Annotated in this window: 22 protein-coding genes and 1 other RNA gene; 22 read left to right on the top strand and 1 reads right to left on the bottom strand. The window is 60.2% G+C overall.

Going from position 1 to position 25,086, the window contains the following annotated elements:
- Positions 1 to 235 precede the first annotated feature (235 nt).
- The 19 genes from PIB16_RS08885 (at position 236) to PIB16_RS08975 (ending at position 19,969) form a co-directional block, all read left to right on the top strand.
- Positions 236 to 775: a lytic transglycosylase domain-containing protein gene (locus PIB16_RS08885; RefSeq protein WP_003522187.1), complete on the top strand. Its 540-nt coding sequence runs from the start codon at positions 236 to 238 to the stop codon at positions 773 to 775.
- Between the two features lie 92 nt (positions 776 to 867).
- A complete protein-coding gene (locus tag PIB16_RS08890; RefSeq protein ID WP_174036230.1) occupies positions 868 to 2,055 on the top strand; it encodes an NAD(P)/FAD-dependent oxidoreductase in 1,188 nt (395 codons plus the stop codon).
- Positions 2,056 to 2,114: 59 nt separating this feature from the next.
- Positions 2,115 to 3,305: an NAD(P)/FAD-dependent oxidoreductase gene (locus PIB16_RS08895; RefSeq protein ID WP_271045457.1), complete on the top strand. Its 1,191-nt coding sequence runs from the start codon at positions 2,115 to 2,117 to the stop codon at positions 3,303 to 3,305.
- Between the two features lie 56 nt (positions 3,306 to 3,361).
- Positions 3,362 to 3,763, top strand: an RNA gene (rnpB, locus tag PIB16_RS08900) — RNase P RNA component class A.
- Positions 3,764 to 3,875: 112 nt separating this feature from the next.
- Positions 3,876 to 4,154 carry a type II toxin-antitoxin system ParD family antitoxin gene (locus PIB16_RS08905; RefSeq protein WP_104679538.1) on the top strand — a complete coding sequence of 93 codons (279 nt, stop codon included), beginning with the start codon at positions 3,876 to 3,878 and terminating at the stop codon, positions 4,152 to 4,154.
- Between the two features lie 89 nt (positions 4,155 to 4,243).
- The gene (locus PIB16_RS08910) at positions 4,244 to 4,597 is read left to right on the top strand and encodes a type II toxin-antitoxin system RelE/ParE family toxin (RefSeq protein ID WP_271045458.1); all 354 of its coding nucleotides are present in this window, start codon (positions 4,244 to 4,246) and stop codon (positions 4,595 to 4,597) included.
- Between the two features lie 430 nt (positions 4,598 to 5,027).
- On the top strand, positions 5,028 to 5,468 hold the full coding sequence (mraZ, locus tag PIB16_RS08915; RefSeq protein WP_003522190.1) for a division/cell wall cluster transcriptional repressor MraZ: 441 nt from the start codon (positions 5,028 to 5,030) through the stop codon (positions 5,466 to 5,468).
- A 14-nt stretch (positions 5,469 to 5,482) separates the two neighbouring features.
- Positions 5,483 to 6,508: a 16S rRNA (cytosine(1402)-N(4))-methyltransferase RsmH gene (gene rsmH / locus PIB16_RS08920; protein WP_003522191.1), complete on the top strand. Its 1,026-nt coding sequence runs from the start codon at positions 5,483 to 5,485 to the stop codon at positions 6,506 to 6,508.
- Between the two features lies 1 nt (position 6,509).
- The gene (gene ftsL / locus PIB16_RS08925) at positions 6,510 to 7,064 is read left to right on the top strand and encodes a cell division protein FtsL (RefSeq protein WP_020811527.1); all 555 of its coding nucleotides are present in this window, start codon (positions 6,510 to 6,512) and stop codon (positions 7,062 to 7,064) included.
- Positions 7,064 to 8,806, top strand: a complete 1,743-nt coding sequence (locus tag PIB16_RS08930) for a peptidoglycan D,D-transpeptidase FtsI family protein (protein WP_003522193.1) — start codon at positions 7,064 to 7,066, stop codon at positions 8,804 to 8,806. Before ftsL ends, PIB16_RS08930 begins: the two co-directional genes overlap by 1 nt.
- 57 nt (positions 8,807 to 8,863) lie before the next feature.
- Positions 8,864 to 10,333: a UDP-N-acetylmuramoyl-L-alanyl-D-glutamate--2,6-diaminopimelate ligase gene (locus tag PIB16_RS08935; RefSeq protein ID WP_271045459.1), complete on the top strand. Its 1,470-nt coding sequence runs from the start codon at positions 8,864 to 8,866 to the stop codon at positions 10,331 to 10,333.
- Positions 10,330 to 11,763 (top strand): UDP-N-acetylmuramoylalanyl-D-glutamyl-2,6-diaminopimelate--D-alanyl-D-alanine ligase, encoded by a 1,434-nt coding sequence (locus PIB16_RS08940; RefSeq protein ID WP_065655810.1) that lies wholly within the window; start codon positions 10,330 to 10,332, stop codon positions 11,761 to 11,763. The genes PIB16_RS08935 and PIB16_RS08940 overlap by 4 nt, the downstream gene beginning before the upstream one ends.
- Before the next feature lie 23 nt (positions 11,764 to 11,786).
- Positions 11,787 to 12,887, top strand: a complete 1,101-nt coding sequence (gene mraY / locus PIB16_RS08945; RefSeq protein WP_003522196.1) for a phospho-N-acetylmuramoyl-pentapeptide-transferase — start codon at positions 11,787 to 11,789, stop codon at positions 12,885 to 12,887.
- Between the two features lie 3 nt (positions 12,888 to 12,890).
- Positions 12,891 to 14,300: a UDP-N-acetylmuramoyl-L-alanine--D-glutamate ligase gene (murD, locus tag PIB16_RS08950; protein WP_271045460.1), complete on the top strand. Its 1,410-nt coding sequence runs from the start codon at positions 12,891 to 12,893 to the stop codon at positions 14,298 to 14,300.
- Between the two features lie 5 nt (positions 14,301 to 14,305).
- On the top strand, positions 14,306 to 15,460 hold the full coding sequence (gene ftsW / locus PIB16_RS08955; protein WP_104679536.1) for a putative lipid II flippase FtsW: 1,155 nt from the start codon (positions 14,306 to 14,308) through the stop codon (positions 15,458 to 15,460).
- A 6-nt stretch (positions 15,461 to 15,466) separates the two neighbouring features.
- Positions 15,467 to 16,603 (top strand): undecaprenyldiphospho-muramoylpentapeptide beta-N-acetylglucosaminyltransferase, encoded by a 1,137-nt coding sequence (murG, locus tag PIB16_RS08960; RefSeq protein ID WP_271045461.1) that lies wholly within the window; start codon positions 15,467 to 15,469, stop codon positions 16,601 to 16,603.
- The gene (murC, locus tag PIB16_RS08965) at positions 16,600 to 18,015 is read left to right on the top strand and encodes a UDP-N-acetylmuramate--L-alanine ligase (protein WP_003522200.1); all 1,416 of its coding nucleotides are present in this window, start codon (positions 16,600 to 16,602) and stop codon (positions 18,013 to 18,015) included. Before murG ends, murC begins: the two co-directional genes overlap by 4 nt.
- On the top strand, positions 18,012 to 18,977 hold the full coding sequence (murB, locus tag PIB16_RS08970) for a UDP-N-acetylmuramate dehydrogenase (protein WP_271045462.1): 966 nt from the start codon (positions 18,012 to 18,014) through the stop codon (positions 18,975 to 18,977). Before murC ends, murB begins: the two co-directional genes overlap by 4 nt.
- Positions 18,978 to 19,159: 182 nt before the next feature.
- Entirely contained in the window at positions 19,160 to 19,969 is an 810-nt protein-coding gene (locus PIB16_RS08975) for a GGDEF domain-containing protein (RefSeq protein WP_078051959.1), read from the top strand.
- A gap of 75 nt (positions 19,970 to 20,044) precedes the next feature.
- Here the strand turns inward: PIB16_RS08975 and PIB16_RS08980 are convergent, their stop codons facing one another.
- Positions 20,045 to 21,349 carry an MFS transporter gene (locus PIB16_RS08980; RefSeq protein ID WP_078051851.1) on the bottom strand — a complete coding sequence of 435 codons (1,305 nt, stop codon included), beginning with the start codon at positions 21,347 to 21,349 and terminating at the stop codon, positions 20,045 to 20,047.
- A gap of 543 nt (positions 21,350 to 21,892) precedes the next feature.
- On the opposite strand from PIB16_RS08980, the gene PIB16_RS08985 reads away from it, so the two are divergent.
- The 3 genes from PIB16_RS08985 to ftsA are packed head-to-tail and all read left to right on the top strand — an operon-like array spanning position 21,893 to position 25,067.
- Positions 21,893 to 22,819, top strand: coding sequence for a D-alanine--D-alanine ligase (locus tag PIB16_RS08985; RefSeq protein ID WP_059756663.1), 927 nt, complete (start codon positions 21,893 to 21,895; stop codon positions 22,817 to 22,819).
- The gene (locus tag PIB16_RS08990; protein WP_442866778.1) at positions 22,807 to 23,739 is read left to right on the top strand and encodes a cell division protein FtsQ/DivIB; all 933 of its coding nucleotides are present in this window, start codon (positions 22,807 to 22,809) and stop codon (positions 23,737 to 23,739) included. The genes PIB16_RS08985 and PIB16_RS08990 overlap by 13 nt, the downstream gene beginning before the upstream one ends.
- Entirely contained in the window at positions 23,736 to 25,067 is a 1,332-nt protein-coding gene (ftsA, locus tag PIB16_RS08995; protein ID WP_063950569.1) for a cell division protein FtsA, read from the top strand. Before PIB16_RS08990 ends, ftsA begins: the two co-directional genes overlap by 4 nt.
- The last annotated feature ends 19 nt before the right edge of the window (positions 25,068 to 25,086 follow it).

The following is a 25,086-nucleotide window of genomic DNA, read 5'->3' on the forward strand; positions in this document are numbered from 1 at the left end:
GAAAAACGTTCCCGGTTTTCTTGCTGCTCAAGTCGCTTTTTTTACCGTGCCACAGTTAATCCGCATTGAGGAAGTTTAAGAACGTCACTGCATGCGGTGTCGTTCTTCAGGGGAACCTGCCGTCAATATCAATCAAGGAGACCGGACAGCGGAAGGTCGTGATCGACTTTCCGGGCGCAGATTAATTGTGCCGCTTCATTGTTTCTGTCATCCGATCTGGAGACTTTTTCTACATATGAACAGGGTTGTTGTTGCTGTCGTGGCGGGCGTTGTTATGCTCGCTTCGCAGGCGGGGATTGCTTTTGCCAAAGACGAGGACGTCAAGACCAAAACCGTGACGCTGGAGACCTTCTTCCGCAAGCCCGGTTATCCCATTCCCGAAAAGAGCCTGCCTTCCTCGCTCAGGAACGACTATTCCGATCTGATCGTCAAATATGCCAAGCGTTACGGCGTTCCCACCAATCTGGCGCATGCCGTGGTTTCGGTGGAAAGCAAGTTCAATCCGAAGGCTCGCGGCAGCGCAGGCGAGGTCGGGCTGATGCAGATCAAGCCGGCGACGGCGCGGATGATGGGCTATCGCGGCACGACCAAGGCGCTCTACGATCCCGAGACAAATATTCGCTGGGGCATGCAATATCTGGCGACGGCGCATCAGCTTGGCGGCGGCCAGGTGTGCAGCACGATCCTGCGTTACAATGCAGGCCATGGCGCCACCCGGATGAACCCGGTCTCCAAGCGTTATTGCGGCAAGGTGCAGGCGCTGCTGGCCGGCTGAGGCCGCCATCGTTCGTCTGCGAAATTGCGAAAAGCGATTCCGGTTCGGCCCGGCATGCTGTAGTCAGAAGCAAATCTGATACGGAGCATGACATGCCGGATTTCAAATATATCGTCGTCGGGGCCGGGATGATGGGAGCGGCTGCGGCGCGGCATCTCTCAATGCAAACGGATGGCGTGGCGCTGATCGGCCCGGACGAACCCACCGATCGCAAGACCCATCAGGGTGTGTTTTCGAGCCATTACGACGAAGCGCGCATTACCCGCGGTTTTGATGGCGATCCGGTCTGGGCGGAACTCGCGCAGCGCTCCATCCGCCGTTATGCGGAGATCGAGGCCAAAAGCGGCATCCGCTTTTTCACGGAAGCGGGCTGCCTGTTTACCGGAAACGGCAGGGGGCTTGCGGGGGACTATGTCTCGCGCGCGCTTGCATCGGCCGACCGTCTCGGCCTCGGTGTGGAGACACTCGGCGCTGATGCGCTGGCTGGCCGGTTTCCGATGTTCTCCCTGCCGGCCGACCATAGCGGTTATTTCGAGGCGCAATATGCCGGCCACGTCAATCCGCGCGCCCTGGTGAAGGCGCAATGCACGATTGCCATCGCGCAGGGCGCGCGGCTTGTGCGCCAGACGGCGGCGTATATTCGCGATACTTCCCATGGCGTCGAGGTTTCGACTCGGGAAGGGGCGGTTCATACGGCTGAAAAGGTCATCGTAGCGGCCGGCGGTTTCACCAACATGGCCGAGCTTCTGCCTTCTCCGGTCGATATGGCGGCCACGGGCCGCACCATCGTCTTTTTTGAGCTGGATGAGGCGCGGCAGGCGCTGTTCGGTGCGATGCCCTCCACCATCGTACTGGCGGAGACCGAGGACGACATCGTCTATATCCTGCCGCCGGTGCGTTATCCCGATGGCAAGGTCTATCTGAAGATCGGCGGCGAGAGCGAAAAGGGCAGGCTTGAAACGCTCACCGACGCAGTGGACTGGTTCCATTCGGACGGCACGCCGGGTGAGGTTGAGTTTCTGAAAAAGCGGGCGCTCTCCTTGATGCCGGAGCTTGCGGGCTGCCCCGTCACCTCAGGCTCCTGTGTCGCCTCCATTACCCGCAGCGGCTATCCCTATATTGGCTATACGCAATCCTCCAATATCGCGGTTCTGACCGGCGGCAATTTCGTCTCCGCCAAATCTTCGGACGAAATCGGCCGGCTGGGCGCCATGCTGCTTTTGAACGGTCAGTTGACCGAGGATGAATTCGCCGCCGAAATGTCGCCGGTTTTCGTCTGACATTCGGGGACGAAGCAGCTACAAGGTTACGACGGAAATGAGCGGGTGAAGAGGGCGGCATGTCGGGACATTTCAGATACATCGTTGTGGGTCGCGGCATGATGGGGGCCGCTGCCGCCCGCCATCTGGCTGAAACGGTGGATGGCGTCGCGCTGATCGGCCCCGGCGAACCCGCCGACATCAAAGCGCATCAGGGAGTCTTTGCCAGCCATTATGACGAGGCGCGGATTACCCGCACCATCGACGGCGATGCCGACTGGGCGCTGCTCGCCAACCGCTCGATAGCGCGTTACGCCGATATTGCCGCACGAAGCGGTGTTGAATTTTATGCACCCGTCGGCTGCCTGATGGTGGGGCCCGAACGGGGCGGCGCTAATCCTTTTGTCGACGATGTCCGCAAGGCGGCGGCGCGGCTCGGGGTTTCGACGGAACTGCTGGACGGGGAAGGCCTCGAAAGCCGCTTTCCCTATTTCTCCTTCGAGCCGGGTTGCGAGGGCGTGTTCGAAAGGGACAATGCCGGATACGTCAATCCACGTGGGCTGGTGAAGGCGCAGGCCATTTTGGCGGAAATGGCGGGCGTTACGCTTGTCGACGATATCGTCGTCTCGACGCGCGAAGAGGATGGTCGCGCGCGGGTGGAGACGGCGTCTGGCGCGGTTTATACCGCAGACCGGGTGCTGGTGGCGGCGGGCGGCTTCTCGATCACGAAAGATCTGCTGCCGCAGCCGGCGGCGCTCGATGTCTATGCACGCACCGTCGCTTTCTTCGAGGTGGATGAGGGCGATCTGGATCAATATGCGGACATGCCGTCGCTGATCTATGAGCCGCGCGACACGACGAAACATATCTATCTTCTGCCGCCGGTGCGTTATCCCGATGGCAAATTCTATCTGAAGATCGGCGGCGATCCCGACGACAAGAGGCTCGGCAGCGACCCGGAAATCCGGGAATGGTTCCGCTCCGGCGGACGCGAAAGCGTGCGTGATCATCTCTCCGAGATCGTCGGATCGCTGGTGCCTTCCATCGATCTCTCGCGTGTCTCGATGGCCGCCTGCGTCGTCTCCAAAACGCAAAGCGGTTATCCGGCCATCGGCTTCACCGCCTCGCCGAAGATTGCGGTTCTGACCGGCGGCAATGGTACGGCGGCCAAGAGTTCCGATGAGATCGGACGGCTCGGTGCTGTGCTGCTGCGGGACGGAGAAATCGCCGATGGCGCCTTTTCGACGGATTTCAAGCCGGCATTTCTTTGATCCTTGCCTGCGCTTTTCGGTGGCTTTCGCCTCGGAACATGGTTATGCAGCCCATGCCAGTTGGCCGGGCAGCCGCGCTTTACCAATGTCGAAAGACGGTAAGGTGAGGAAAGTCCGGGCTCCACGGAAATACGGTGCCGGATAACGTCCGGCGGGGGCGACCCCAGGGAAAGTGCCACAGAGAGCAAACCGCCATGCATCGCATGGTAAGGGTGAAAGGGTGGGGTAAGAGCCCACCGCGCTTCTGGTAACAGCGGCGGCAAGGTAAACCCCACCGGGAGCAAGACCGAATAGGGATGACACGGGGCGGGCGAAAGCCCGTTCACAGCCGGTTTCCGGGCCCGTCATCCGGGTGGGTTGCGCGAGGCGGCATGCAAATGCCGTCCCAGATGAATGGCTGCCACGTTCCGGGTCAAACCGGGGCCATACAGAACCCGGCTTACAGGCCAACTGGCAAATTTTCCTCAATCTTTGCGGCGGCTCATGTATGCCGCTTCCCCCATGAATAATCAGGAATGTGTATGATTAAATCATACCGTGTGATACAAGGGGGAATGAAAGGCGAAAACCATGCGCACCACCCAAGCTTTCAGCATCACACTTCCCCTGGAAATGGCGGAAATGGTCAAGGCAAAGGTCGCTTCCGGCGAATATGCGACGGAGAGCGAGGTTATCCGTGATGGTCTTCGCACCCTGGCAGCCCGCGATGCGGCCGTGGAGCGGTGGTTGCAGGAAGAAGTGACATCCGCATACGATGCTCACAAAGCAGACCCGGGCAGGGCCAAGCCTCTCAATGAAGGTTTGGCTGAGGTCAGGGCGCGTATTGCCAAGGGTGAGGGGCGCACATAGCTCCCACCTCTCCGAAACCCTTTATCTATTTATATTTATGCAATTCGTAATGCCAAGTTGCCGCATGTTTTTGCTGGAAACGCTTTTAAATGAAGTATTACGTTGTGCGCATGTCACCCGAAGCGCAGGCCGATCTGGTGCATATCCATCAAAATATCGCCGGCAAATCAGGGTCGTCCGCTGTCGCAGATCGGTACATTGATCGCATCGGCATATTTCTTTCAACTTTGAATGTCTTTCCCGAACGTGGCACCGTGCGTAACGAACTGCGTATGGGACTCCGCATAATCGGTTTTGAACGCAGCGCCAGTGTCGCTTTTGTGGTGGAGCAGGACGATGTGGTTGTTCTGCGTCTTCTGGCTAAAGGCCAGGAGTTTGATGAGGAAGCACTGCGCCCTGAGAATGCGGATATAGAGCGCAGCGAAGGAAGCCATTGTGACTGAGCTTCTCGTCGATTCCATTATTTTCTGACGTTGACGGCCTGACCCATCTGCCCGGGAAGCCGGATAATGCGGCCATTTCCTTATTTTAACACAGAAAAACAGCGGCTTCGCCGCATCTTCCCGTGCCGTGAGAGCGCATCGTCGCGTGGCTCGGTAAACCATTCGTTAAACTTAACGGCTTATGAATTTCCGATGCGAAGTCGGTATCGTGCCGGCTTCTCCCATTGACGCCCATAGTGTCCCATGATATCCCAAATGCACACCACATTGGGTCGTGTTTTTGACCCGCAATCGCTGAAACGAGTGAGGAGCCTACGAGGGGCTGCTGCAGGGCACGTCGCCCTGGCGCTTGGCGATGTGTCGTGCGTACCGGTGTCGGCTGCGGAGCGGATGAATCGCTTTGCGGCATGCGGTTTTGGCGAGTTGAGTAATGGACCGCTTTTTATCGAACGTGACGAACAGGATCGACGCCAAGGGGCGCGTTTCGGTTCCGTCTCCGTTTCGTTCGGTGCTGGTCAGGCGCGGCATTCAGGAGCTTTATTGTCTTCAGGATTTCGCCTTTCCGGCAATCAGTGTCGGCGGTCCGGATTTGCTGGAGCGCTACGAGCGGCAGATTGCGTCGATGGATGCCTTCTCGCCCGAGGCGAACGCGATGTCGCTGCTGGTTCACGGCGGCGGCGTTTTCATGAAGCTCGACCAGGAAGGTCGATTGATGGTGACGGATTTCGTGCGGGAATTCACCGGCATATCCACCGAAGTCACCTTCGTCGGACGGGCGGATCATTTTCAGCTTTGGCAACCGAATGCGTTTTTGGCGGCGCAGGCGGAAGCAAGAGCGGGGCGCGGTTTTTCGGCTGCTCGCCCCGCCTAGGACGGGGACACGGAATGGCGGCGAATTCTGGCGGACGATCTTCTGATGCCGATGGCGGACCTCAGCGTCACATCCCGGTCCTGCTTCGCGAAGTCATTGCCGCGCTGGAGCCATCATCCGGCAAGATCATTCTCGACGGCACGTTCGGCGCCGGCGGCTACACCCAGGCCATTCTCGATCAGGGCGCTGATGTCATCGCGCTCGACCGCGATCCGACCGCGATCGCCGGCGGTCAGGCAATGGTTGCCGCCAATGGCGGCCGGTTGAGCCTCATCCAGTCGCAATTCTCCGATCTCGCGAAACATGCCCCGCAAGGCGGGCTCGATGGCGTCGTGCTGGATATCGGCGTTTCCTCCATGCAGATCGACGAGGCCGAGCGCGGTTTTTCCTTCCAGAAAAATGGCCCTCTCGACATGCGCATGTCGGGTTCCGGCGTTTCGGCGGCCGATGTCGTCAATCGTGCGAAGGTCAGCGATCTGATCCGCATCTTCGGTTTTCTCGGTGAAGAAAAACAGCCGGGCCGCATCGCCCGCGCCATAGAGAAGAAGAGGGCGGAAGAGCCGTTCCGCACCACCCGCGATCTGGCCGGCCTCATCGAGATCGTCACGCCGCGTAAGGCCAAAGACAAGATTCATCCCGCAACGCGGGTGTTTCAGGCACTGCGCGTTTTCGTCAATGACGAGCTGGGCGAGCTGGCGCAGGCGCTTTTTGCAGCCGAGCAGGTTTTGAAACCCGGTGGCCGACTGGTCGTCGTCACCTTCCATTCGCTGGAAGACCGTATCGTCAAGAAATTCTTCTCCGACCGTTCGGGCAAGGCCGCCGGTTCCCGGCACCTGCCGATGGTGGAGGACAAGCCCGCCATTTTCGATAACATCGGAAAGCCGATGATCGCCGCCAGCGATGAGGAGGCGGAGCTCAATCCCCGTGCCCGATCCGCCAAATTGCGGGCCGGTCTGCGCACGACCGCACCGGCGCGCGCGGCGGATTATTCGATCTTCGAGCTTCCCGATCTCGCCAGCCTTGAAAAGATGGGAGGCTGATATGCTGCGCACTTTCGATGTCATCTTGATGGGTGTGATGGTCGCCGCGGCCGTCGTGACCTATTCGATCAAGCACAAGGCCGATCTGAAGCTTGAGGAGGTCCGCAAGCTGGAGGCCGAGATCAAGCTTGAGAAGGATACGATCGATCTTTTGAGGGCCGACTGGGCGCTCCTGACGCAGCCGAACCGTCTGCACCGGCTCGTCAATGCCTATCAGGATGAGCTTGGCCTTTCGCCGACGCTGCCGACGCAGCTGGCGCAGCCGCGTGAGCTGCCCATGCTGCGCTCGCAACTGCCGCAGCCGCCCGAGCCGGAAGGAATGAGCGTCGAGGATGTCATTGCCGCCGCCGTTAACGGCTCCAAGCCGGGTGCGACGCTTGGTGCGGCCACCAAAAAGAAATCACCGCCGGCGGGCCAGATTGCCGTCAACGGCACTCCGGTTCCGACACCCCGGGCGCGTGTTTCCCGTCCCACAGCGGCTCCGGCCGTCTCCGCCGTCGCGGGCGATGAAACCGACGACATGGATGACACGATAACAGGATCGGTGAACCGCTAATGTCTTTTCTCTCCCGCGTCATGGTTTTGAAGAGCAAGGCTCATTTTTCCGCCAGCACCACCGGTGTTTATACCGACCATGCGGCTTTTGAGGGCGCCCGCAAGAAGCGCGCCGCCCAGGCGAAAAGCCGTGTCGGCCTGATTATTTTCGGTTTTGTGGCCTTTTACGCCGTCGTTGGCGGGCGTCTTGTGCAATATGGCATGGCCGAGCAGGAAACGGTATCGAGCATCGCACCCGCCGACCGCTTGATGGCGTCGCGCCCCGATCTTCTCGACCGCAATGGCGAGGTTCTGGCCACCGATATTCGCACCGTCTCGCTTTTCGCCGAACCGCATCGCATCGTCGATATCGATGAGGCTATCGAGAAGCTGCGGACGGTTCTGCCGGATCTCGACCAGCGCAGCACCTATCAGAAGCTTTCCTCCAATTCGCGCTTCCAGTGGCTGCGCCGCCAGCTGACGCCGAAGCAGCAGAGCCAGATTCTGGCGCTCGGCATTCCAGGCGTCGGCTTCCGTCCGGAAAAGCGCCGCTTTTATCCCGGCGGGCCGACCGCCGCGCATGTCGTCGGTCACGTCAATATCGACAATCGCGGCGTTGCCGGCATGGAACGTTACGTCGACAGCCAGGGCCTTGCCGATCTGACCGCGCTTGGCATGACCAGCGACCAGCCGCTGGAGCCGGTGAAGCTTTCCATCGATCTGCGCGTGCAGTCCATTGTCCGCGAAGTCGTGACCTCGGCCATCACCAAGTTCCAGGCAATCGGCGCCGGCGCGGTGGTTCTGGATGTGCATACCGGCGAAGTCCTCGCCATGGCCTCCGTGCCGGATTACGATCCTAACAATCCGGCCGAAGGCGCCAAGGAAGGCTGGCTCAACCGCATGTCGAACGGCACGTTCGAAATGGGGTCCACCTTCAAGTCCTTCACCATCGCCATGGGTCTCGATTCGGGCCGCGTCCGTCTCGGCGATACCTTCGATGCGCGCTATCCGATCCGCATCGGCGGTTTCACCATCAAGGACTTCCACGGCAAGGGCCGGATGCTTTCGGTGCCGGAAATCTTCCAGTATTCCTCCAATATCGGTACAGCCAAGATTGCCGACACCGTGGGAACGGAAGGCCACAAGGAATTCCTCACCCGGCTTGGCCTTTTGACCCGCATGCAGACCGAATTGCCGGAAGTGGCGCTGCCGTCGCAGCCGCGCGAATGGAAGAAGATCAACTCGATTACCATTTCGTTTGGCCACGGCGTTTCCACGACGCCGCTGCAGACGGCGGTTGCCGGCGCTGCACTCGTCAATGGCGGCAAACTGATCGAACCGACTTTCCTGCCGCGCACCCGCGAACAGGCCGATCAGGTGGCCAAGCAGGTTCTGAAACCGGGCGCCAGCAAGGACATGCGTTTCCTGTTCGAGTGGAACGGGGTCAACGGTTCCGGCCGCAACGCGCGCGTCGATGGTTTCAACGTCGGCGGCAAGACCGGCACGGCCGACAAGGTCGTCAACGGACGTTACGTGCACGACAAGAACTTCAACGCCTTCCTCTCGGCCTTCCCAATGGACGATCCGCAATATGTCGTGCTGTCCTTCATCGACGAGCCGAAGACGGACAAGGGTAATGGCGCGGCACTCGCCGGCACATCCGCAGCGCCGATGGTGCGCGATATCATCACCCGCACGGCGGCGGTGCTGGGCGTGAAGCCGAAGTTCGGCAAGGATGGCTCGGCCTTGCTCGTGTCTTATTGATTGTTAGCTTATGATGTTCCGGCGATTCGCGCCGGGGGGACAAGACGGACACAGTCGATGAATTTGCGAGATATATCCGGAAATGCGTTTCCGGAATTGAAAGAATTGCTCCTGTCTGAGATCGGGGCGATCGAAATCGGGGGGATCACCGCAGACAGCCGCAAGGCTGCGCCGGGCAGCCTGTTTGTGGCGGTTGCGGGCACCAAGGCGGATGGCGCGGCCTATGTGAAGGACGCGGTTGCCAAGGGCGCGGTCGCCATCGTTTCCGGACACGCGGTGGATGCCGATGTGCCGGTGCTTTCGGTCACCGATCCACGCCTTTATCTCTCCCTTGCCGCTTCCCGTTTTTATGGAAAACAGCCGGAAACCATGGTCGCCGTCACCGGCACCGCGGGGAAAACCTCGGTCGCCTCCTTCGTTCGGCAGATCTGGGCTTTCGCCGGCCATGCCGCGGCACAGATCGGCACAACGGGCGTTATCGCTCCGGGCCGTGAAGATTATGGCGCACTGACGACCCCTGATCCGGTAACGCTGCATGCGCTTCTGGCCGAGCTTGCGAGCGAAGGGGTGACCCATGCGGCGATGGAGGCGTCGAGCCATGGTCTTGACCAGCGCCGTCTCGATGGAGTGAGGCTGGCAGCCGCCGGTTTCACCAATCTCGGCCGCGACCACATGGATTATCATCCGACCGTCGAGAACTATATGGCCGCGAAGATGCGGCTCTTCGATACGCTGATGGAAAAGGGCGCTCCCGCCGTGATCTTCGCTGACGATCCATGGTCGCAACAGGCGATCCGTGCGGCGCGCGAAGCCGGTCTCGATGTCCGCACCGTTGGACGGAACGGTCAGTATCTCACTTTGAAGCGCGTCGAGCATTTTCGCCACAAGCAGATGATCGAAGTGCATCATGATGGCGTGATCTATGAAGTCGATATCCCGCTGGCGGGTGATTTCCAGGTAGCCAATGCGCTTGTTGCCGCCGGCCTTGCCATGTCCACCGGCGTTCCCGCAGCAACCGCGCTGAAGGCACTCGAAAAGTTGATCGGCGCCGCCGGCCGTCTGGAACTGGTAGGCCAGACGAAGAACGGCGCGCTTGCCTATGTGGATTATGCCCACAAGCCGGATGCGTTGGAAAATGTGCTGACCTCCGTTCGGCCCTTCACCTCGGGCCGAATCATCACCGTCTTCGGCTGCGGCGGCGACCGCGACAAGGGCAAGCGCCCGATCATGGGCGAGGTTGCGACGCGGCTTTCCGACATCGTTATCGTCACCGACGACAATCCGCGTTCGGAAGATGCTGCAACGATCCGTTCCGAAGTCATGGCGGCAGCGCCCGGCGCTTTGGAAATCGGCGACAGGGCGGACGCTATCCGCCATGCGGTGTCGCTGCTTTCGCATGGCGATACGCTGATCGTTGCAGGCAAGGGGCATGAAGAGGGGCAGATCGTCGGTTCGGTAACGCTGCCGTTTTCCGATCATGAACAGGTGCGCGCTGCACTGGCAGGGCTGGAAGGATCGAAGATTTGAGCTGGTTATGGACAGTCGCCGACATGATCGCCATCACGGCAGGACGCCCCGTGGGCAACCTGCCGACCGGAATCACCGGCATTTCCATCGACAGCCGGACGGTCAAGCCAGGCGAAGCGTTCTTCGCCATCAAGGGCGACCGGGTGGACGGTCATGATTACACCAGCTTCGCCGTTGCGAACGGGGCGGGGCTTCTGGTCGTTGCGGAGGCCAAGCTGCCGGCGCTCGGCCGCCTGACCGTGCCGATGATCGTGGTGGAAGATGTGCTTGCCGCACTCGGCAAGCTCGCCATCGCCGCGCGTGAAAGAACGTCGGCGCGCATCATTGCGGTGACCGGTTCGGTCGGCAAGACCACGACCAAGGAAATGCTGCGGCAGGCGCTCGCCCCTTCAGGGCGGGTGCATGCGGCGGTAGCCTCCTTCAACAACCATTGGGGCGTGCCGCTGACGCTGGCGCGCATGCCTGCCGACACGGAATTCGGTGTTTTCGAAATCGGCATGAACCATTCCGGCGAAATTCGGCCGCTGGTGAAGCTGGTGCGCCCGCATGTGGCGATCATCACGACCATCGCGCCGGCCCATCTTGGCAATTTCAAGAACATTGAAGAGATCGCTAGCGCCAAGGCGGAGATTTTCGAGGGTCTGGAGGAGGGCGGTTCCGTCATCCTCAACCGCGATAACGCCCAGTTCGAACAGCTTGAAGAAGCGGCGCAGGAACAGGGTATCGAGCATATCCTCACCTTCGGGCAGCATGCCAAGGCGGATTTCCGCCTCGCGGATTTCGAGAGCACGACGACGGGCTCGACGATCTGGGCGATCCTGAACGGTGAAACCAGTGAGTTGCACATCAATATTCCCGGCCGGCATATTGCAGATAACGCCATGGCCGTGCTGGGCGCCGTTGCGGTCACCGGCGCCAATCTCGACCGTGCCTTCGAGGCGCTGGGAACGCTTGAGGCGGTAAAGGGGCGCGGCCAGCGCCATCAGCTGGCAATCAACGGTGGCACCTTCCTGCTGATCGATGAAAGCTACAATGCCAATCCGGCCTCCATGCGCGCGGCGATCGCCGTGCTGGCGGAAACGCCGACGCAGGGTCACGGAAGGCGCGTCGCAGTCCTCGGCGACATGCTGGAGATGGGCGAGTTTTCCGCGCAGTTGCATGAAGAATTGGCCGGCCCACTGCTTGCGGCCGGTATCGAACATGTCTGGCTGGCGGGTGAGGCGATGGCGGCGCTGCGTGATGCGTTGCCGGACAGCGTTACCGTCATCTGGTTCCCGACGACGGCGGAACTGACCGATTTCGCCCTGCAATGGGTGCAACCGGGAGACGCGCTGATGGTAAAATCGTCACTTGGCCTCGGTTTCGGCAAGATTGTCGCCGCCCTGCTTGACAAGTATCCGGCATTCCCCGAGACGGAACGCCAAGTCTGAAATAGCCTTTTGAAAGGGCAATTATGCTGATCTGGCTCGTCGAACTGTCGGATAAAATTCAAATCTTCAACCTGTTCCGGTACATCACCTTCCGGGCGGGTGCTGCGATGTTCACCTCTGCGTTGATCGTCTTCCTGTTCGGACCGGCGATCATCAATTCGCTGCGCGTGCGCCAGGGCAAGGGCCAGCCCATCCGCGCCGATGGTCCGCAGACGCATTTCAAGAAGGCCGGCACGCCGACCATGGGCGGCCTGATGATCCTCGCCGGCATTCTCGGCGGTTCGCTGCTCTGGGGCGATCTGTCGAACGTCTATGTCGTCGCCGTTTTGATGGTGACGCTCGGTTTCGGAGCCATCGGCTTCTACGACGATTATCTCAAGGTCACGAAACAGAGCGACAAGGGGTTTTCCGGCAAGGCCCGTCTCGGCATTGAATTCCTGATTGCGGCGATTGCCGTGTTCTTCATGATGAAGATGGCGCTCGCTTCCGCACCGCATGGCGGCACGCTCGGCAGCTCCATCGCCTTTCCCTTCTTCAAGGAATTCGTGATCAATCTCGGCTACTTCTTCGTGCTGTTCGGTGCTTTCGTCATCGTTGGCGCGGGCAATGCCGTGAACCTGACGGATGGTCTCGATGGTCTCGCCATCGTGCCTGTGATGATCGCCGCCGCCACTTTCGGCGTGATCGCCTATCTCGCCGGTAACGCGGTTTTCGCCAATTACCTGCAGATCAACTTCGTGCCCGGCACGGGTGAGCTTGCCGTCATCGTCGGCGCGGTCATCGGCGCGGGCCTCGGCTTCCTGTGGTTCAACGCGCCGCCCGCCGCCATCTTCATGGGCGATACGGGTTCGCTGGCGCTCGGAGGCCTGATCGGTTCCATAGCGGTTGCCACCAAACACGAAATCGTCATGGTTATCGTCGGCGGTCTCTTCGTCATGGAAACACTGTCTGTCATCATCCAGGTCTTCTGGTTCAAGCGCACCGGCAGGCGCGTCTTCCTGATGGCGCCGATCCATCACCATTTCGAGAAAAAGGGCTGGACGGAAAGCCAGGTGGTCATCCGTTTCTGGATCATCTCCGTTGGCCTCGCGCTGCTTGGCCTCGCCACCCTGAAGCTGAGGTGAGCGATGATCCCGGTCACGTCGTTCAAAGGTAAGAAGGTCGCGCTTTTCGGGCTTGGCGGTTCGGGTCTCGTCACGGCCCGGGCGCTGGTGGCCGGCGGGGCGGATGTCGTTGCTTTCGACGACAATCCCGACAGTGTCGCGAAGGCCGAGGCCGAAGGCATCAAGACGGCGGATCTTCGGACGATTGACTGGCCGAGCTTTTCTTCCTTTGTTCTGGCGCCCGGCGTGCCGCTGACGCATCCGAAACCGCATTGGTCGGTCGACCTTGCGAAAGCGGCGGGCGTCGAGATCATCGGCGATATCGAGCTTTTCATCCGCGAGCGCCGTGCGCATGCGCCGGATTGCCCTTTTATCGCGATTACCGGCACCAACGGCAAGTCGACAACGACGGCGCTGATCGCGCATATTCTCAACGTGTCCGGCCGCGATACGCAGCTTGGCGGCAATATCGGTACGGCGGTGCTGAGCCTCGATCCGCCGAAGGCGCAACGCTTCTATGTTGTCGAATGCTCGTCCTACCAGATCGATCTCGCACCGACGATCAATCCGACCGCTGGCATTCTTCTCAATCTGACGCCTGACCATCTCGACCGGCACGGCACGATGCAGCACTATGCCGACGTCAAGGAACGGCTGGTGGCGGGCAGTCAAACGGCCATCGTCGGTGTCGATGACAGCCATTCGACGCTGATTGCCGACCGTATCGAACGCGCCGGTGTCAAGGTGGAACGCATTTCCAAGCGCAATGTGGTTTCCGAAGGTCTTTATGCCGAAGGCAGCCGCATTTTCCGTGCGCATGACGGCACTTCTTCGCTGCTCACCGATCTCGACGGTATCCAGACCCTGCGCGGCAGCCACAATGCGCAGAATGCGGCGGCGGCAATCGCCGCCTGCCTTGCGGTCGGGGTTTCCGAAGAGGAAGTTCGCGCAGGCCTGAAGTCTTTTCCCGGCCTCAAGCATCGTATGCAGCCGGTCGGCCGACGTGGCAATGTCACCTTCGTCAATGACAGCAAGGCCACCAATGCCGATGCTGCAGCACCGGCGCTTTCAAGTTTCGACCGTATCTACTGGATCGCCGGCGGTCTGCCGAAAGCGGGCGGCATCACCAGCCTCTCGCCGCTCTTCCCGCGCATCGCAAAGGCCTATCTGATCGGCGAGGCGGCGGCGGAATTTGCTGCGACACTTGGCGAGGCGGTGCCTTACGAGATATCCGGTACGCTTGATAAAGCCGTGCAGCACGCGGCAGCAGATGCTGAAAAGGACGCGACGGCCGGCAATATCGTGATGCTGTCCCCGGCTTGCGCAAGCTTCGATCAATATAAGAACTTTGAAGTCAGGGGTGATTCGTTTGTCGCTGAGGTTGCGGCGCTCGATGGCATGACGATGCTTGTCCACTCTGGAAAAGGGGGCTGAAAGCCATGGTAAGCCGAGTTGATCGAGGTCCGGTCGCGGAATGGTTCTGGACCATCGACCGTTTCTTTCTGGCGGCGTTCATCGCACTGATGGGCATTGGCCTGATGCTGTCCTTTGCGGCGTCGCCCGCCGTTGCCGAGCGTATCGGCCTCAACAGCTTCTTCTTCGTCGAGCGTCAGGCGATGTTCATGGTGCCGTCGCTCGCGATCATGGTCGGCCTGTCCTTCCTGTCGCCGCGTCAAGTGCGGCGCGTAGCGGTCATCATGCTTATCGTTTCGCTGCTGATGATGATCTTCGCGCTGTTTTTCGGCATCGAGGTCAAGGGTGCGCGGCGCTGGATTTCCATCGGCACCTTCTCGATCCAGCCGTCGGAATTCATGAAGCCGGCCTTCGTCATCGTCTGCGCCTGGCTGTTTGCCGAACGGGCGCGCCATCCTGAAATTCCCGGCAATCTTTTCGCCATCATCACCTTCGGCATTGTGGCGGCGCTCCTGATCGCCCAGCCGGACTTCGGCCAAACGATCCTGACGTCGGTGGTCTGGGGTGGCATGTTCTTCATGGCCGGCGTGCCGTGGTTCTGGATCATCATGCTCGGCGGCGTCGGGGTCGGCGGCATCATCTCCGCCTATCTGATGCTGCCGCACGTGGCCGGTCGTATCGACCGTTTCTGGACCGGCGAAGGCGACACGTTCCAGGTGGACACGGCGCGCGAGGCGATCATTCGCGGCGACTGGTTCGGTCGCGGACCGGGCGAGGGCATCGTCAAGCGCATCATTCCCGACAGCCATACCGACTTCATCTTCTCGGTGGCTGCGGAAGAATTCGGCATCGTTTTCTGCATGTTCCTCGTCGTGATCTTCGCCTTCATCGTGCTGCGCGGCCTTTCGCACGCCTTCAAGGAAAAGGACGATTTCTGCCGCTTTGCCGTGGCGGGCCTTGTGCTGCAGATCGGCATGCAGTCGATGATCAATATCGGCGTCAATCTGGAACTGATGCCCGCCAAGGGCATGACGCTGCCGCTGATTTCCTACGGTGGTTCGTCGATGATGGCGATCTGCGTCACCGCCGGCTTCCTTCTGGCGCTGACACGCCACAGACCCGAAAAGCGGGCGCAGGAGCGGAGTTTCTTCCGCGTCGGTTCCGGCGTTCCCGCGGAGTAAACGATCATGAGCAAGGGTATTGTTCTTCTTGCCGCCGGGGGAACCGGCGGCCATGTTTTTCCAGCCGAGGCGCTCGCGCACACGCTGAAAGCGCGCGGTTATCAGGTGCACCTCGTTACCGACAGCCGCGCCGAGCGTTATGCGGGCAAGTTCCCGGCGGATGAAATTCATGTGGTCCCGTCCGCCACCATCGGCTCGAAAAACCCGATTTCCGTCGCGCGTTCGCTCTGGAAGCTGTGGGTTGGTCTGCGCGCCGCGCGCCGGCTGGTGGCGAAACTGAAGCCTGTCGCAGTTGTCGGTTTCGGCGGTTACCCGACGGTGCCGCCGCTTCTGGCATCCACCGGGCTTGGCGTTCCGTCCATCATTCACGAGCAGAATGCGGTGATGGGCCGCGCCAACAAGGCGCTGGCAGGCCGCGTGAAAGCGATTGCCGGCGGTTTCCTGCCGCCCGCCAATGGCCAATATTCCGACAAGACGGTGGCGACCGGCAATCCCGTTCGCCCGGCGGTGCTGGCGGCGTCGGAGATACCCTATACGCCCTCGCAGACGGGTGAGACATTCAAGCTTGTCGTTTTCGGCGGCAGCCAGGGCGCGCAGTTCTTCTCGAGCGCGGTGCCTGCGGCGATCTGCCTGCTGAAGGATGAGCAGCGCAAGCGCATCGTCGTCACCCAGCAGGCGCGGCCGGAAGACAAGGACAGCGTGATCGCCTCCTATCAGAAGCTCGGCGTGAAGGCGGATGTTTCGCCCTTCTTCGGCGACATGGCGTCGCGCATCGGCGATGCCGATCTGGTCATCAGCCGCTCGGGCGCATCGACCGTATCGGAGCTTTCGGTGATCGGCCGCCCATCTATCCTCGTTCCGTATCCGCATGCGCTCGATCACGATCAGGCCGCCAATGCGGCAGCGCTTTCGGCGGCGGGCGGGGCAAGCGTCATCAAGCAGGCGGAACTGTCGCCGCAGAAGCTTTCCGGCCTGCTGTCCTCAGCGCTTTCGGAGCCGGATCGTCTTTCGGCAACGGCGGCGGCAGCAAAGGCGACGGGCAAACCGCATGCGGCGGATGTGCTGGCCGATCTGGTGGAGGCGATTGCCTCCGGCCGGTCCGTGCAGGAATTCAAGAAGAAGAATGAAGGAGTTGGGGCATGAAGATGCCGAAAGCCATAGGCCTTGTGCATTTCATCGGCATAGGCGGGATCGGCATGAGCGGCATTGCCGAAGTGCTTCACAATCTCGGCCACCGCGTTCAGGGGTCGGATCAGGCCGACAGCGCCAATGTGCAGCGGCTGCGCGACAAGGGCATCGAGGTTTTTGTCGGCCATACGGCGGATAATATCGGCGACGCCGAGGTCGTGGTCGTTTCCACCGCCATCAAGAAGAACAATCCCGAACTCATCGCGGCGCGTGAAAAGCACCTGCCGATCGTTCGCCGGGCCGAAATGCTGGCCGAGCTGATGCGTTTCCGTAACGCCATCGCCATTGGTGGCACGCATGGCAAGACCACCACCACCTCCATGGTCGCGACCCTGCTGGAAGCCGGCAATCTTGACCCGACCGTCATCAACGGCGGCATCATCAATGCTTACGGCACCAATGCCCGCATGGGTGAGGGCGAGTGGATGGTGGTGGAGGCCGACGAATCCGACGGCACCTTCCTGAAGCTGCCGGCCGATGTGGCTGTCATCACCAATATCGATCCCGAGCATCTGGATCACTACGGAAATTTCGATGCCGTCCGCGCCGCATTCCGCCAGTTCGTGGAGAATGTGCCTTTCTACGGTTTCGGCGTCATGTGCCTCGATCATCCGGAAGTGCAGGCACTGGTCGGCCGCATCGAGGACCGCAAGGTCATCACCTATGGCGAGAACCCGCAGGCCGATGTGCGCTTTTCGAATGTGCGCATCGACGGCACGCGCTCGGTGTTCGACGTGGAAATCCGCCGTCGCCGCACCGGCAAGATATTCTCCTTCAAGGACCTCGTCCTGCCGATGCCCGGCCGCCACAACGTCTCGAATGCGACGGCGGCGATTGCGGTTGCCAATCGTCTCGGCATTTCGGAAGCCGACATCAAGAAGGGCCTTGCCTCCTTCGGCGGCGTCAAGCGGCGTTTCACGCTGACGGGCGAAGCCAATGGGGTGCAGGTTTTCGATGACTATGGCCACCATCCGGTGGAGATCAAGGCCGTGCTGAAGGCGGCGCGGGAGGCCTGCAAGGGTCGTATCATCGCCGTGCACCAGCCGCACCGCTATAGCCGCCTTTCCAGCCTGTTCGACGATTTCGCGCATTGTTTTAACGATGCCGACACGATTATCCTTGCTCCGGTCTATGCCGCGGGCGAAGATCCGATTGAGGGCGCAAGCTCGGAAGCGCTGGTTTCGGCCATCAAGGCCGCCGGGCACCGTGACGCCCGTTTTCTCGAGAAACGGGAAGATCTCGCCTCAGTGGTTGCAGGCATTGCGAATCCGGGTGATTTCGTGGTTCTCTTGGGGGCTGGAAATATCACGCAATGGGCAGCAGTACTGCCTTCGGAATTGAAGAGCATATCAGGAAAGTCTGAATGAGACAGGTCGATGGGGTTAAATTGCTGGGGAGGCTCGGCGACGGGGTAAATGAATTGCGGGGACGTCTGACACCGGATGCGCCCATGGACCGCGTGACGTGGTTCAGAGCCGGCGGTCTTGCGGAAGTCATGTTCCAGCCGCACGATACCGACGATCTGATTGCCTTCCTGAAAATTCTGCCGGAAGACGTGCCGTTGACCGTGGTTGGCGTCGGCTCGAACCTTCTGGTGCGCGATGGCGGCATTCCGGGCGTTGTCGTCCGTCTGTCCGCCAAGGGCTTCGGCCAGGTGGAGCTTGCCGGCGAAAACCGCATCAAGGCGGGCGCGATCTGCCCCGACAAGCATATTGCCGCTATGGCCATGGATAATGGCATTGGCGGTTTCCATTTCTATTACGGCATTCCCGGCTCCATCGGCGGTGCGCTGAGCATGAATGCGGGCGCCAATGGCGGCGAGACGCGCGAGCGTGTCGTGGAGGTCTATGCGGTCGACCGTCAGGGCAATCAGCATGTGCTTTCCAATGCCGATATGGGCTACAGCTATCGCCATTCCGGCGCTGATGCGGGCCTGATCTTCACGGGCGCGCTGTTTGAGGGTTATCCGGAAGACAAGGCGAAAATCCGGGCCGATATGGACGCCGTGCGCCACCACCGCGAAACCGTGCAGCCAATCCGCGAGCAGACGGGCGGTTCCACCTTCAAGAATCCCGAAGGTCATTCCGCCTGGGAACTGATCGACGAGGCGGGCGGTCGCGGTCTGGTCATCGGCGGCGCGCAGATGTCGTCGCTGCATTGCAATTTCATGATCAATACCGGCCATGCGACCGGTTACGATCTGGAATATCTGGGTGAGACCATCCGCAAGCGGGTGTTCGAGAAGTCGGGCATCCGGCTGGAATGGGAAATCAAGCGCCTTGGCCTGTTCATGCCGGGCCGGGAAGTGGAGCCGTTCCTGGGGGCTTAAGCCTCGGCGAATGCTGCCAATTGCAAGAAAAACCTGCTGTTGATCTGGCCGTTTCATGTATCGTAACGGTCAATCAACAGTTTTTGCCATATTATCGGGGCGAAGCGGCGTCTCGTCCTTCTATTAAATTACTTTTTATCAGGAAATACCAACGGCATTACGTGATCTAGGCGCTTTTGAGCATGATGTTGGGTCTTTGGAAAAAACCGATCGAAATGATAAGTTTTTCGGTCGCCACGTCGGATGGCCGCAGGCGGCTCGAGCCACTGGAGTTCTCCCTTCGTATCGCTTGTCTCGTGACGATCATTGTCATCCTGATGTGCATAGGTGGCCTGACGCTTCTCGCGCGGTTCGGGCTGGTAACCGATCTCTTCAACGGCATCATGTTGAGTGTGACGCTCGGCGGGACGGTGGCGTTTTCGATTACATTGCTGGTCTGTTGGCTGAATTCCAGGGAAGTGAAAATTCTCGTGCAATCCCACGAGCGCTTCCTGCATCTGAGCCACACGGACGCCCTGACCGGCCTCAGCAACCGGCTCGGCCTTTATGCTGCATGCGCTGAACTGGGCAGCGACTATTGCGTCGCCTTTCTTGATATCGATCATTTCAAGAAGGTGAATGACAGATACAGCCACCTTGCCGGTGATCTCGTCATCTCGAACGTCGCCCGCAGGATAAGGGAGCATTTCGATTCTTCTGCGCATGTCGCCCGCCTGGGTGGCGAGGAATTTGTCGTTGTGCAGGAAACCAGCCCGCTCGCCTTTCTGCAGATGTGCGAAAGGGTTCGCGCAGCCATCGAGACCACCCCGGTGGAGTATCAGGATTTGCGGATCACGGTGACGATTTCGATTGGCGTGGCGTTTCGCGGCGACGCCGACATTTTCGACAAGGTCATGCACAATGCCGATCTGGCGCTCTATCGGGCAAAGGAAGGAGGGCGCAATCGCGTCTGCATGACCGGTCATGTGGAGCGGCGCCAGGCCGTGGCGTAAGTGTTAAAACAGGCAAACAAAAGCCCGCGAAACGAAGGTTTCGCGGGCTTTTTAATGTCTGGCAATCCGTTCGGATCAGACTTCGTCCTTGCGGGACAGAAGAATGCAGGCGAGCGTGATGAGCGCCGATACGCAGAGATAGTAGCCGACATACCCCATGCCGTAATTCACCTGCAGCCATGTGGCGATGTAAGGCGCCAGCGATGCGCCGAAGATGCCGGCCATGTTGAAGGTGATGGACGAACCGGTGTAGCGCACGCGGGTCGGGAAGGGGGCGGCGAGCGCCGTTCCGATCAGGCCATAGGTCATGCCCATCAGCATCATGGCAAGAGCCGCGAAGACGAAGATCGAGCCTTCGCCACCGGACATCAGGCTTGGCAGGAGGAAGGAGAAGAGGCCGATCAGCACCGTCGTCAGGATCAGGATTTCACGACGACCGAATTTTTCAGCGAGCTTGCCGGCGATCGGAATGAAGATGCCGAAAACGATGGAGCCGAGGATCTGCACTTCCAGCGCGTCGAGGAACGGGATTTTCAGGACCTTGACGTTGTAGGACAGAAGGTAGGCGGTGCCGATGTAGAAGAGCACGAAGGTGGCCAGCGCCACGAAGGTGCCGAGCACGAGGCTGCGCTTGTGGTTGCGGAACAGTTCCGCGACCGGTACGGCCACACGTTCTTCCTTTTCGATTGCCTTCTGGAAATCGGGCGTTTCGGTGATCGACAGGCGAACCCACATGCCGACCGCGATCAGGATGATCGAAGCGACGAAGGGAATGCGCCAGCCCCAGCTCAAAAGCGCTTCCTGAGACATGAAGTGCAGCAGGATCCAGAACACGCCGGAAGAAAGGAACAGGCCAACGGGGGCACCGAGCTGCGGGAACATGCCGTACCAGCTGCGCTTGCCCGGAGGTGCGTTTTCCGTGGCGAGCAGGACGGCGCCGCCCCATTCGCCACCAAGGCCGAAACCCTGGCCGAAGCGGCAAAGCGCGAGCAGCAGCGGGGCCAGAACGCCGGCGGTCTCATAGGAGGGCAGGAGGCCGATCACGACCGTGGAAACGCCCATCGTGAGCAGGGCGGCGACAAGGGTGGTCTTGCGGCCGACGCGGTCGCCATAGTGGCCGAAGACCACAGCGCCCAGCGGGCGGGCGAAAAAGGCGATGGAGAAGGTGGCGAAGGACGCCAGAAGCGCCGTCATCGGGTCATTGTTCGGGAAGAACAAAGTGGGGAACACGAGCACTGCGGCCGTGGCGTAAACGTAGAAATCGAAAAACTCGATGGTCGTGCCGACCAGGCTGGCAGTGAGAACTCGTGCAGGCGAATTTGTCTTTACAACGTTCGAAGTGTCAGCGGTCGGCGATACCGGAGATATCGCGTCGGTCATGGTATTGGTTCCATTTTGGATGATTGCAATGTCATGCCTTGGGAGGCGACGACTGCGTTAACGCAATTTTTGTTCTTATGGAATGCTAAAAAAGAAATAATGCAGATAATGTGATCCATCAGTGCGATACGTATGGTTATGCCTCCCGGGGATGCTTTGGGGATTGAGAGACTGATTCAGGCCGCGGTTTTAAAACGCTGAAACGCCAGATAATTTTCCCTGGGGAATAATCCCGTCTGTTAACGTTTCGGCCTTGCCTTTATCGATTGGCGGCAGACGCGCGAGCATCGTTTTATTTCCGATCATTGAAAACCTGCATGTTGCAATCCATGCAACTCTCTGATTCCAAGGAGGGAATCCGGATCGGTGCTGATTCTTTAACGAAACTCGGCACGTTGGACGCGGCGGTTAACGAAAGTAAACGATTCATTAACCTTAATGGCGTTTAACTGATCTCAAGGGTCATGTGCCAGAATCACCGTTCGTCAAATTCGGTCGGTTCGGAGCGTGGTTCGTAACGGAGAGTTGGTGTCAGAGGGTTCGATGAGCGGCAAGCACGTAGCTGTTCTTTTGGGTGGATTTTCGTCGGAGCGGCCGGTCAGCCTGTCGTCGGGCAACGCTTGCGCGCAGGCTCTGGAAGACGAGGGCTACAAGGTCACCCGGGTCGATGTGGGGCGCGATATCGCCGCCGTGTTAGCCGAGCTGCGCCCGGATGTCGCCTTCAACGCGCTGCACGGTCCTTTTGGCGAAGACGGCACCATTCAGGGCATTCTCGAATATCTCGCCATTCCCTATACCCATTCCGGCGTGCTCGCTTCCGCGCTCGCCATGGACAAGGCGCAGGCCAAGAAGGTTGCCGCTGCTGCCGGCATCCCGGTGGCTGCCGAGCGCGTCATGAACCGCTTCGATTTCACCAGCGAACATCCGCTTGCACCACCTTATGTCGTGAAGCCGGTGCGTGAAGGTTCGAGCTTCGGCGTCGTGATCGTCAAGGAAGACCAGTCGCATCCGCCGCAAATCCTCACCTCTTCGGAATGGCGCTACGGCGATCAGGTCATGGTCGAGCGCTATATTCACGGCCGCGAACTGACCTGCGGCGTACTCGACGGCGAGGCGCTGGGTGTCACCGAAGTGGTGCCGCTCGGTCACAATTTCTATGATTATGATGCGAAATATGCGGCTGGTGGCTCGAAACATGTCATTCCCGCAGAAATTTCACCGAAAATTTACCAAAAAATTCAAACACTGGCGGTTATGGCGCATCGGGCGATCGGATGCCGTGGCGTAAGCCGTTCAGACTTTCGTTACGACGACCGTTTCTCAGAAGATGGCGAAGTTATCTGGCTTGAAGTGAATACGCAGCCGGGCATGACGCCGACCTCCCTGGTGCCGGAAATGGCGGCTCATGCTGGCCGCTCCTTTGGTAACCTTGTCAGCTGGATGGTGGAGGACGCTTCGTGTTTGCGGTGATCGGCAAAAAGTCGACGGCAAAAAAGCGCGAACAATTCGCGGCGGCGGCCAGCGCCGACGACCGCATGGTATTGCCGCGTCCCCTGCGTCGCTTCGTGCGTTTCGGTGTCAGCCTTGCGACCGGACGCATTCACATTCCCGCCCATACCGGTACGATTTCGGCCGTCGCTTTTTACGCGGTGACCGGGCTTTACGGCATGTCGCTCGGCGGGCACACCAATATCGTTACCCAGACCACGACATCGGCCGCAGGTTTTGCGGTCGAGGACGTGAAGGTTTCCGGCAATCTGCAGACCTCCGAAATCGAAGTGTTTCAGCTTCTCGGCCTCGATGGAAGCACCTCGCTGATCGCGCTCGATATCGATGCGGCGCGCCGCAAGCTGGTGCAGCTTCCCTGGGTGGAAGATGTCGATATCCGCAAGGTGTATCCCAAGACCGTGGAAGTGCGGCTGAAAGAGCGTCAGGCCTTCGGCATCTGGCAGCATGGAACGGAACTGTCGCTGATCGAAAAAAGCGGCAGCGTGATTGCGCCGCTGCGAGACAATAAGTTCGCCGCCCTGCCGCTCTTCGTCGGCCGCGACGCGGAAACGGGTGCTGCCGGTTTCGTCGAGCAGCTGGCCGACTGGCCGGAAATCCGCAACCGTGTCCGCGCTTATGTCCGCATTGCCGGCCGTCGCTGGGATCTGCATCTCGATAACGGCATCGTCGTCAAGCTGCCGGAAGAAAACCTGCCGCAGGCGCTGCAATTGCTGGCGCGGCTCGAACTCGAGGAAAAGGTGCTGTCGCGCGATGTCGCCGCCGTCGATCTCCGGCTCGCGGACCGCACCACGATCCAGTTGACCGAGGGCGCCACGGAGCGCCGCCAGGCCGCTGTTGATGCGCGCACCAAGGCTCTCAAGAAGGCGGAGAAGAACACATGAGCTTTTTCGGTTCTTCCCATTTCGGCCTGCCTCGCCTGAAGCCGCTTTCTTCCAAGCGCAGCCACATCGTTTCGGTGCTCGACATCGGCTCGACCAAGGTCGTGTGCATGATCGGCCGGCTGACGCCGCGCCAGGAAAGCGAAATCCTGCCGGGCCGCACCCACAAGGTCGAAATCATCGGCATCGGCCACCAGCGTTCGCGTGGCGTGAAGTCAGGCGTGATTGCCGACCTCGATGCGCTGGAAGGCGTTATCCGTCTCGCCGTTGATGCGGCCGAGCGCATGGCGGGGCTTACCGTCGACAGCCTGATCGTCAATGTTTCGGCCGGCAGGCTGGCAAGCGATATCTATACCGCGAGCATCGATCTCGGCGGGCAGGAAGTGGAAGCAAGCGATCTGCGCAAGGTTCTGGTGGCGGCAAGCCAGCAGTCCATGCGTCAGGACCGGGCGATCCTGCATTCTTTGCCGACAGGCTATTCGCTGGATGGCGAGCGCGGCATTCGCGATCCGCTCTCCATGTATGGCGATCTTCTCGGTGTCGACATGCATGTGGTCACGGTCGAGCGCACGGCGCTGAAGAACCTCGAGCTTTGCGTCAACCGCGCGCATCTGTCCGTGGAAGGCATGGTGGCGACGCCCTATGCCAGCGGTCTTGCAGCGCTGGTGGACGATGAAGTCGAACTCGGCTGCGCGGCGATCGACATGGGCGGCGGCACCACGACGATCTCGGTTTTCGCCGAGGGCCGGCTCATTCACACCGACGCGATCGGCCTTGGCGGCCATCACGTTACGACAGATCTTGCACGAGGCCTCTCGACACGAATCGAAGATGCAGAGAGACTGAAGGTGGTGCATGGTTCGGCTTTGCTGAATGGCGCGGATGAGCGCGACATGATTTCGATCCCGCCGATTGGCGAAGACGATCGCGATCAACCATCGCAAGTTTCAAGAGCATTGGTCACCCGTATCGTACGGGCGCGTATCGAAGAGACGCTGGAATTGATCCGTGATCGCATCCAGAAGTCCGGCTTCAGCCCGATTGTCGGCAAGCGCGTTGTCCTGACCGGCGGCGCAAGCCAGCTGACGGGGCTGCCGGAAACGGCGCGGCGCATTCTTGCCCGCAACGTTCGTATCGGCCGCCCCATGGGGGTCGCCGGTCTTCCGGTGGCGGCAAAGGGACCGGCATTTTCAACCGCCTGCGGACTGATGATCTATCCGCAGGTGGCGGACATCGAAATTCATGCGGCGCAAGGCGGAATGTTCTCGCCGTTTGGCAATGGTAGTGGCCGGATAGCCCGGGTGGGGCAATGGCTGAAAGAGAGTTTTTGAGTGGCCTCGGGGCGCAAGC

This window comes from Agrobacterium sp. ST15.13.015, assembly GCF_027871645.1.
GTDB classification, from domain to species: Bacteria; Pseudomonadota; Alphaproteobacteria; order Rhizobiales; family Rhizobiaceae; genus Agrobacterium; species Agrobacterium leguminum.

What these genes read in the sequence shown, in the direction of transcription:
- PIB16_RS08885 (WP_003522187.1), top strand. Translation starts at nt 236, where the DNA reads ATGAACAGGGTTGTTGTTGCTGTCGTGGCGGGCGTTGTTATGCTCGCT.
- PIB16_RS08890 (WP_174036230.1), top strand. Translation starts at nt 868, where the DNA reads ATGCCGGATTTCAAATATATCGTCGTCGGGGCCGGGATGATGGGAGCG.
- PIB16_RS08895 (WP_271045457.1), top strand. Translation starts at nt 2,115, where the DNA reads ATGTCGGGACATTTCAGATACATCGTTGTGGGTCGCGGCATGATGGGG.
- PIB16_RS08905 (WP_104679538.1), top strand. Translation starts at nt 3,876, where the DNA reads ATGCGCACCACCCAAGCTTTCAGCATCACACTTCCCCTGGAAATGGCG.
- PIB16_RS08910 (WP_271045458.1), top strand. Translation starts at nt 4,244, where the DNA reads ATGAAGTATTACGTTGTGCGCATGTCACCCGAAGCGCAGGCCGATCTG.
- mraZ (WP_003522190.1), top strand. Translation starts at nt 5,028, where the DNA reads ATGGACCGCTTTTTATCGAACGTGACGAACAGGATCGACGCCAAGGGG.
- rsmH (WP_003522191.1), top strand. Translation starts at nt 5,483, where the DNA reads ATGGCGGCGAATTCTGGCGGACGATCTTCTGATGCCGATGGCGGACCT.
- ftsL (WP_020811527.1), top strand. Translation starts at nt 6,510, where the DNA reads ATGCTGCGCACTTTCGATGTCATCTTGATGGGTGTGATGGTCGCCGCG.
- PIB16_RS08930 (WP_003522193.1), top strand. Translation starts at nt 7,064, where the DNA reads ATGTCTTTTCTCTCCCGCGTCATGGTTTTGAAGAGCAAGGCTCATTTT.
- PIB16_RS08935 (WP_271045459.1), top strand. Translation starts at nt 8,864, where the DNA reads ATGAATTTGCGAGATATATCCGGAAATGCGTTTCCGGAATTGAAAGAA.
- mraY (WP_003522196.1), top strand. Translation starts at nt 11,787, where the DNA reads ATGCTGATCTGGCTCGTCGAACTGTCGGATAAAATTCAAATCTTCAAC.
- murD (WP_271045460.1), top strand. Translation starts at nt 12,891, where the DNA reads ATGATCCCGGTCACGTCGTTCAAAGGTAAGAAGGTCGCGCTTTTCGGG.
- ftsW (WP_104679536.1), top strand. Translation starts at nt 14,306, where the DNA reads ATGGTAAGCCGAGTTGATCGAGGTCCGGTCGCGGAATGGTTCTGGACC.
- murG (WP_271045461.1), top strand. Translation starts at nt 15,467, where the DNA reads ATGAGCAAGGGTATTGTTCTTCTTGCCGCCGGGGGAACCGGCGGCCAT.
- murC (WP_003522200.1), top strand. Translation starts at nt 16,600, where the DNA reads ATGAAGATGCCGAAAGCCATAGGCCTTGTGCATTTCATCGGCATAGGC.
- murB (WP_271045462.1), top strand. Translation starts at nt 18,012, where the DNA reads ATGAGACAGGTCGATGGGGTTAAATTGCTGGGGAGGCTCGGCGACGGG.
- PIB16_RS08975 (WP_078051959.1), top strand. Translation starts at nt 19,160, where the DNA reads ATGATGTTGGGTCTTTGGAAAAAACCGATCGAAATGATAAGTTTTTCG.
- PIB16_RS08980 (WP_078051851.1), bottom strand. Translation starts at nt 21,349, where the DNA reads ATGACCGACGCGATATCTCCGGTATCGCCGACCGCTGACACTTCGAAC.
- PIB16_RS08985 (WP_059756663.1), top strand. Translation starts at nt 21,893, where the DNA reads ATGAGCGGCAAGCACGTAGCTGTTCTTTTGGGTGGATTTTCGTCGGAG.
- ftsA (WP_063950569.1), top strand. Translation starts at nt 23,736, where the DNA reads ATGAGCTTTTTCGGTTCTTCCCATTTCGGCCTGCCTCGCCTGAAGCCG.